An 8106-nucleotide genomic window follows, 5' to 3' on the forward strand; every position below is an offset into this window, starting at 1 on the left:
CTGGTGTCGGGGGTTAACCCGACACCAGTGACCTGTTTGAGCGAGAATTACTCGTCTTCCAGTTCGATGTTGATACCCAGCGAACGAATCTCTTTCAACAGTACGTTGAAGGATTCTGGCATGCCCGGCTCCATCTGATGGTTGCCGTCCACGATGTTCTTATACATCTTGGTACGACCGTTCACGTCATCAGACTTAACGGTGAGCATTTCCTGCAGGGTGTATGCTGCGCCGTATGCTTCCAGCGCCCACACTTCCATCTCCCCGAAGCGCTGACCACCGAACTGAGCCTTACCACCCAGCGGCTGCTGAGTAACCAGGCTGTAAGAACCGGTAGAACGAGCGTGCATCTTGTCGTCGACCAGGTGGTTCAGTTTCAGCATGTACATGTAACCTACGGTTACCGGACGCTCGAACTGTTCACCGGTACGGCCGTCAAACAGCGTAATCTGACCAGACGTTGGCAGACCACCCAGTTGCAGCAGCTCTTTAATTTCAGCTTCTTTTGCACCGTCGAATACCGGCGTTGCAATTGGCATACCCTTACGCAGGTTTTCCGCCAGACGCAGAACTTCATCATCGCTGAAGGTGTTCAGGTCGACTTTCTGACGCACGTCGGTACCCAGATCGTAGGCACGCTGGATGAATTCGCGCAGTTTCGCGACTTCTTCCTGCTGCTTCAGCATGGCGTTAATCTTGTCGCCGATACCTTTCGCAGCCATACCCAGGTGGGTTTCCAGGATCTGACCGATGTTCATACGAGACGGTACACCCAGTGGGTTCAGTACGATATCTACCGGCGTACCGTTAGCATCGTGCGGCATATCTTCGATCGGGTTGATCTTAGAGATAACACCCTTGTTACCGTGACGACCTGCCATCTTATCACCAGGCTGGATCTGACGTTTAACGGCCAGATAAACCTTAACAATCTTCAGCACGCCTGGTGCCAGATCGTCGCCCTGAGTGATTTTGCGGCGTTTCGCTTCGAGTTTTTTCTCGAACTCGTGTTTCAGTTCGTCATACTGCTCAGCCAGCTGTTCCAGCTGATTTTGTTTCTCTTCATCGGTCAGGCCCAGTTCCAGCCAGCGATCGCGTGGCAGTTTGTCGAGCTTCTCAGCTTCAACGCCACCGGCAACCAGCACCGCATAGATACGGCTGAACAGACCCGCTTCGAGGATCTGCAGTTCTTCAGACAGGTCTTTCTTAGCCTGTTTGAGCTGCATCTCTTCGATTTCCAGCGCACGCTTATCTTTCTCAACGCCGTCACGGGTGAAGACCTGAACATCGATAACCGTACCGGAAACACCGTTTGGTACGCGCAGAGAAGAGTCTTTAACGTCAGACGCTTTCTCACCGAAGATTGCACGCAGCAGTTTCTCTTCTGGCGTCAGCTGGGTTTCACCTTTAGGCGTAACCTTACCAACCAGAATGTCGCCGCCGGTCACTTCAGCACCGATGTAAACGATACCGGACTCATCCAGTTTAGAGAGCGCAGCTTCACCCACGTTCGGGATGTCAGCGGTGATCTCTTCTGGCCCCAGCTTGGTGTCACGGGACACACATGCCAGTTCCTGAATGTGGATGGTGGTGAAACGATCTTCCTGAACCACACGCTCGGAGACGAGGATGGAGTCTTCGAAGTTGTAACCGTTCCACGGCATGAACGCTACGCGCATGTTCTGACCGAGCGCCAGTTCACCGAGGTCGGTGGACGGACCGTCTGCCAGCACGTCGCCACGCTCAACTGGCTCACCCAGAGATACGCAAGGCATCTGGTTGATACAGGTGTTCTGGTTAGAACGGGTGTATTTGGTCAGGTTATAAATGTCGATACCCGCTTCGCCCGGATACATCTCGTCTTCGTTAACTTTGATAACGATACGGGATGCGTCGACGTACTGAACGGTACCGCCACGCTTAGCAACTGCAGTAACACCGGAGTCAACGGCAACAGCACGTTCCATACCGGTACCAACCAGCGGCTTATCAGCACGCAGAGTTGGAACGGCCTGACGTTGCATGTTCGCACCCATCAATGCACGGTTGGCGTCATCGTGTTCCAGGAACGGGATCAGGGACGCACCGACGGATACCACCTGCTGAGTGGATACGTCCATGTAGTCAACCTGGTCGCGGCTGAACAAGCTGGATTCGCCTTTGCTACGGCAGGTAACCAGATCTTCTACAAAGTGGCCTTCGTCATCCAGGTTGGAGTTCGCCTGAGCGATAACGTAGTTGCCTTCTTCGATAGCAGACAGGTAATGAATTTCGTCGGTAACAACACCGTCGGTCACTTTACGATACGGGGTCTCGAGGAAACCGTATTCGTTAGTCTGTGCGTACACGGACAGAGAGTTGATCAGACCGATGTTTGGACCTTCAGGCGTTTCGATTGGACATACGCGACCGTAGTGGGTCGGGTGTACATCTCGAACTTCAAAGCCTGCGCGCTCACGGGTCAGACCGCCCGGGCCGAGTGCAGAGATACGACGTTTGTGCGTAATCTCAGACAGCGGGTTGTTCTGGTCCATGAACTGAGACAGCTGGCTTGAACCGAAGAACTCTTTCACTGCTGCAGAAATCGGCTTGGCGTTGATCATATCCTGAGGCATCAGGGTATCCAGATCGCCCAGAGACAGACGCTCTTTCACCGCACGCTCAACACGCACCAGGCCAACGCGGAACTGGTTTTCCGCCATTTCGCCTACGGAACGGATACGACGGTTGCCGAGGTGGTCGATATCATCCACTTCGCCTTTACCGTTACGGATATCGATGAGCTTCTTCATCACTTCGATGATGTCGTCTTTGCTCAGGATACCGGAACCTTCGATCTCATCACGCAGCAGAGAACGGTTGAACTTCATACGACCAACCGCGGACAGATCGTAGCGGTCTTCGGAGAAGAACAGGTTCTCGAACAGGCTTTCCGCCGCTTCGCGAGTTGGTGGCTCACCAGGACGCATCATGCGGTAGATTTCTACCAGCGCCCTCAGACGATCGGTGGTTGGGTCGACACGGATAGTCTCAGAAATATACGCGCCGTGGTCCAGATCGTTGGTGAACAGCGTTTCGATACGTTTGTGGCCAGACTGGCTCAGCTTAGCCAGCAGATCCAGGCTCAGCTCCATGTTCGCTGGGCAGATCAGCTCGCCCGTTGACTCGTCAACGTACTCTTTCGCGGCTACTTTTCCTGCAATGTACTCAACCGGAACTTCGATGAGTTTGATATCATCTTTTTCCAGCTGGCGGATATGGCGCGCGGTGATACGGCGACCTTTTTCCACATACACTTTGCCGTCGGCTTCGATGTCGAACGACGCGGTCTCACCACGCAGACGTTCCGGCACCAGCTCCATCTGCAGCTTGTTGTCGCGGATTTCAAAGATCACTTTCTCAAAGAACAGGTCCAGGATCTGTTCAGTGGTGTATTGCAGCGCACGCAGAATGATGGTTGCAGGCAGCTTACGACGACGGTCGATACGGACAAATAGGTTGTCTTTCGGATCGAACTCGAAGTCCAGCCATGAACCACGGTAAGGAATGATACGTGCGTTATACAGTACTTTACCGGAAGAGTGTGTTTTACCTTTATCGCTGTCGAAGAAGACGCCTGGGCTACGATGCAGCTGGGAAACGATAACACGCTCAGTACCGTTGATTACGAAAGTACCGTTGTCTGTCATGAGTGGAATTTCACCCATGTAGACTTCTTGTTCTTTAATGTCTTTAACGGTGCCTTCCGGCGCTTCGCGCTCGTAGATCACCAGACGCAGTTTTACGCGCAGCGGTGCGGAATAGGTCACGCCACGGATCTGACATTCCTGAACGTCAAACACCGGTTCGCCAAGGCGGTAGCTGACGTACTGCAGCTCGGAGTTACCGCTGTAGCTCTGAATCGGGAACACGGAGCGGAAGGCTGCTTCCAGACCGTACTGTCCTTCAGGATCTTGCTCGATAAACTTCTGGAACGAGTCAAGCTGGATAGAAAGGAGATATGGAATGTCCAGAACTTGTGGACGTTTACCAAAATCCTTACGAATACGTTTTTTCTCGGTATAGGAGTAAACCATAGGGTTCCTCAGCTCGCTGACAAGTCGACCCATCTGTCCGACGAAGGGACAGTTTGTGCAACACCATTTTGTGGACCGGAAAATTGAATACTTTCCGCAATACCTGTTGCTATCACGCTTAAATCATTTCGTCGCGATTTACACAGAGCGAGCACCCTGTCGCAATATATTAAGTCGTCGATAGAAACATGCATTGTCAGGACAACCAGCAGTCAAACAGTGTGAAATGCTACTGATGCCTTACAGCGCAAAAAGGCTGGTGACTAAAAAGTCACCAGCCATCAGCCTAATGACTTAGGCTGCAACCAGAAAAGTTGGCTTATTTAACTTCAACTTCAGCGCCAGCTTCTTCCAGAGATTTTTTCAGTGCTTCTGCGTCGTCTTTGCTCACGCCTTCTTTCAGCGCAGCTGGAGCAGATTCTACCAGGTCTTTAGCTTCTTTCAGACCCAGGCCAGTTGCGCCACGTACTGCTTTGATAACAGCAACTTTGTTAGCGCCAGCAGCTTTCAGAATTACGTCGAATTCAGTTTTTTCTTCAGCAGCTTCAGCCGGGCCCGCAGCTACAGCTACAGCAGCAGCAGCAGAAACACCGAATTTTTCTTCCATTGCAGAAATCAGTTCTACAACGTCCATTACGGACATAGCTGCAACTGCTTCAATGATTTGATCTTTAGTGATAGACATTTAAATTGTTCCTGAAAATCAGAATAAGTTTATACGTAAGCAAATGCTTTATAAAGATAACTGCGATTAAGCAGCTTCTTTCGCATCGCGAACAGCAGCCAGAGTGCGAACCAGTTTGCCAGCCGAAGCTTCTTTCATGGTTGCCATCAGGCGTGCAATTGCTTCTTCGTAGGTCGGCAGGGTTGCCAGGCGATCGATTTGCGATGCCGGGATCAACTCACCTTCAAAGGCTGCAGCTTTGACCTCAAATTTTGCATTCGCTTTCGCGAACTCTTTGAACAGACGAGCAGCAGCGCCCGGGTGTTCCATAGAGTATGCAATAAGGGTCGGACCAACAAACGTGTCTTTCAGGCACTCGAACTGAGTACCTTCAACTACGCGACGCAGCAGGGTGTTACGAACAACACGCATGTATACGCCAGCTTCACGACCTGCTTTACGCAGTTCAGTCATTTTGTCTACAGTAACGCCACGGGAATCCGCAACTACTGCAGACAGCGCGCCTTTGGCTACTTCGCTGACTTCAGCAACAATCGCTTGTTTGTCTTGAAGATTTAAAGCCATTAGCTTTGCTCCTGGATGTTTGCCGGAACTCATGTCCCGGAACTCACTTCACTCTCCCCAACGAGGAGAGCGTCTTAATACGGTGAGCAGAAACAAGCCAGAGTATTCAAAAATAATCTTAGCGTTCTGTCACCGTCTACGCAGGGGATTAAGTCTCTTGCGAAACACCTGCGGTCTTCGACGGAGGCCTGGATTAGGCCAGGCTCCAACGAACAATTCTGTTAGCCGCTAACTTTTGTTAGCAAACGTGGGGGTAAGATTGTAGACAAAATCACCGCCCACGTAAAGGCATTAGTTTGCAGCAGCGCTCAGGCCAGCCTGGTCAACTGCAACACCTGCACCCATGGTGGTGGAGATGCTAACTTTCTTGATGTACACGCCTTTAGCCTGAGTTGGTTTTGCTTTTTTCAGCGCAACCAGCAGAGATTCCAGGTTTTCTTTCAGTTTGTCAGCGTCAAAGTCCACTTTACCGATGGTGGTGTGGATGATGCCGTTTTTGTCGTTACGATAACGAACCTGACCTGCTTTAGCGTTCTTAACCGCTTCAGCAACGTTAGGCGTTACAGTACCCACTTTCGGGTTTGGCATCAGGCCGCGTGGACCCAGAACCTGGCCCAGTTGGCCAACAACGCGCATTGCATCTGGAGAAGCAATAACAACGTCAAAGTTCATTTCGCCTTTCTTGATCTGATCAGCCAGATCTTCCATACCTACCAGTTCAGCGCCGGCAGCTTTAGCAGCTTCAGCGTTTGCACCCTGAGCAAATACAGCTACGCGAACGGAACGGCCAGTACCGTGTGGCAGTACAGTTGCGCCACGAACGTTCTGATCGGATTTACGAGCGTCGATGCCCAGGTTAACGGCAACGTCAACGCTTTCAACGAACTTAGCAGTTGCCAGTTCTTTCAGCAGAGCGATAGCTTCGTTGATGTCGTACTGTTTGGTCGCATCAACTTTGTCACGGATCACGGACATGCGCTTGGTCAGTTTAGCCATTTCTTAGTCCTCCACTACCAGGCCCATGGAACGTGCAGTACCTTCGATTGAGCGAGTCATCGCTTCAATGTCGGCACCAGTCATGTCGGCAGCTTTGGTCTGCGCGATTTCCTGCAGCTGAGCGCGGGAAATTTTACCCACTTTGTCTTTGTTCGGTTTACCGGAACCAGACTTGATACCAGCCGCTTTCTTCAGCAGAACTGCTGCTGGAGGGGTTTTGGTAACGAAAGTGAAAGAACGGTCAGCGTAAACAGTGATTACGACTGGGATTGGCAGACCTTTTTCCAGGGATTCGGTTTTTGCGTTGAACGCTTTACAGAATTCCATGATGTTCACACCCTGCTGACCCAGAGCTGGACCAACTGGTGGACTTGGGTTCGCCATACCAGCTGCAACCTGCAGCTTGACGTAGGCTTGTACTTTCTTAGCCATTCTAAAATCCTCTGATTGGGTGATAGCGCCTCAGAGAGGCTCCCCGTGAATAAAATTCGTTTTACGGGCCGTAACCCATAAAAACAAAAGGCGCGAAATTGTATTCCAATCTCGCGCCTTGTGCAACGATTTAATCGTTGCTTTTTTGATCGCTGCTTAGGCTTTTTCGACCTGTGCAAAGTCCAGCTCTACCGGGGTCGCACGACCGAAGATAGAAACAGACACTTTCAGGCGGGACTTCTCGTAGTCCACTTCTTCAACGACGCCGTTAAAGTCAGCAAACGGACCGTCATTAACACGAACCATCTCACCCGGTTCAAACAGCGTTTTCGGACGCGGCTTATCACCCACCTGCTGCAGGCGGTTCATAATCGCATCAACTTCTTTATCGCTGATTGGCGCCGGACGGTCAGACGTGCCGCCGATAAAGCCCATCACGCGCGGTACGCTGCGCACCAGGTGCCAGCTCGCGTCGTTCATCACCATCTGAACCAGCACGTAACCCGGGAAGAATTTGCGCTCGCTTTTGCGACGTTGGCCGCCACGGATCTCGACCACTTCTTCGGTCGGAACCATAACTTCGCCAAATAACTCTTCCATGTTGTGTAATTTGATATGCTCACGCAGCGATGTAGCTACGCGGCCTTCAAAACCGGAAAACGCCTGAACGACGTACCAACGCTTTTTAGGGGCTTCAGACATCTTAGAACCTCAGGCCAGTGATAAAGGAAACCAGGCGAACCAGAATACCATCCAGTCCCCACAGGATCAGTGACATTACAGCGGTAACCGCCGCTACGATCAGCGTGGTGTGCAATGTTTCCTGGCGAGTCGGCCAAATGACCTTGCGGACTTCGGTACGTGCTTCGCGAGCGAAAGCGACAGTCGCTTTGCCTTTTGTCGTCAACAGCGCGACACCACCCGCTGCAGCAATCAGAATTACCACTGCAAGCGCGCGTAGCGGCAGCATCATGTCACGATAAAGATAGTTGCCAACAATTGCCACGATCAGCAGCACGGCTACAACTACCCATTTCATCGCTTCCAGGCCGCGCCCGCTCCCTTGAGCTTCGGTATTCGCACTCATAAACCAACCTGTCAGAAGTATTCTACAAACATTTTCACCCCGCGATTGCGAGGCAAACCAAATCGAAATGCTTATTCGCTTTTCGGATTATACGCTCTCTGCAGAGCCTGTCTCAGCAATGATTATGACAAAAATAATCACTGATGAGCCAGGTTCTGATGTGAAAGCGTGCAAAAAGGGCATCAAATGATGCCCTTTTATTGCGCATTGCGTCAAATGTTATCAGCGATTAGCCGAGAACTTTAGCAACAACGCCCGCGCCAACG

7 protein-coding genes are annotated in these 8106 nt (G+C 51.4%); all 7 read right to left on the bottom strand.

Translation table 11 applies throughout. From position 1 onward, the window contains the following. Window positions 1–47 precede the first annotated feature (47 nt). On the bottom strand, window positions 48–4076 hold the full coding sequence (rpoB, locus tag ENTMO_RS0100100; protein WP_010425953.1) for a DNA-directed RNA polymerase subunit beta: 4029 nt from the start codon (window positions 4074–4076) through the stop codon (window positions 48–50). 319 nt (window positions 4077–4395) lie between these two features. Next, entirely contained in the window at window positions 4396–4761 is a 366-nt protein-coding gene (rplL, locus tag ENTMO_RS0100105) for a 50S ribosomal protein L7/L12 (RefSeq protein WP_006176746.1), read from the bottom strand. 66 nt (window positions 4762–4827) lie between these two features. Next, window positions 4828–5325 (bottom strand): 50S ribosomal protein L10, encoded by a 498-nt coding sequence (gene rplJ, locus ENTMO_RS0100110; RefSeq protein ID WP_001207203.1) that lies wholly within the window; start codon window positions 5323–5325, stop codon window positions 4828–4830. Window positions 5326–5616: 291 nt separating this feature from the next. Beyond that, window positions 5617–6321: a 50S ribosomal protein L1 gene (gene rplA, locus ENTMO_RS0100115; protein WP_006176745.1), complete on the bottom strand. Its 705-nt coding sequence runs from the start codon at window positions 6319–6321 to the stop codon at window positions 5617–5619. A gap of 3 nt (window positions 6322–6324) precedes the next feature. Continuing rightward, on the bottom strand, window positions 6325–6753 hold the full coding sequence (gene rplK / locus ENTMO_RS0100120) for a 50S ribosomal protein L11 (protein ID WP_008503452.1): 429 nt from the start codon (window positions 6751–6753) through the stop codon (window positions 6325–6327). Between the two features lie 156 nt (window positions 6754–6909). Continuing rightward, window positions 6910–7455, bottom strand: a complete 546-nt coding sequence (gene nusG / locus ENTMO_RS0100125) for a transcription termination/antitermination protein NusG (protein ID WP_003862341.1) — start codon at window positions 7453–7455, stop codon at window positions 6910–6912. 1 nt (window position 7456) lies between these two features. Continuing rightward, window positions 7457–7840: a preprotein translocase subunit SecE gene (secE, locus tag ENTMO_RS0100130; RefSeq protein ID WP_003862342.1), complete on the bottom strand. Its 384-nt coding sequence runs from the start codon at window positions 7838–7840 to the stop codon at window positions 7457–7459. Between the last annotated feature and the right edge of the window lie 266 nt (window positions 7841–8106).

Origin of the sequence: Enterobacter mori LMG 25706 (assembly GCF_000211415.1) — a bacterium.
GTDB lineage: Bacteria > Pseudomonadota > Gammaproteobacteria > Enterobacterales > Enterobacteriaceae > Enterobacter > Enterobacter mori.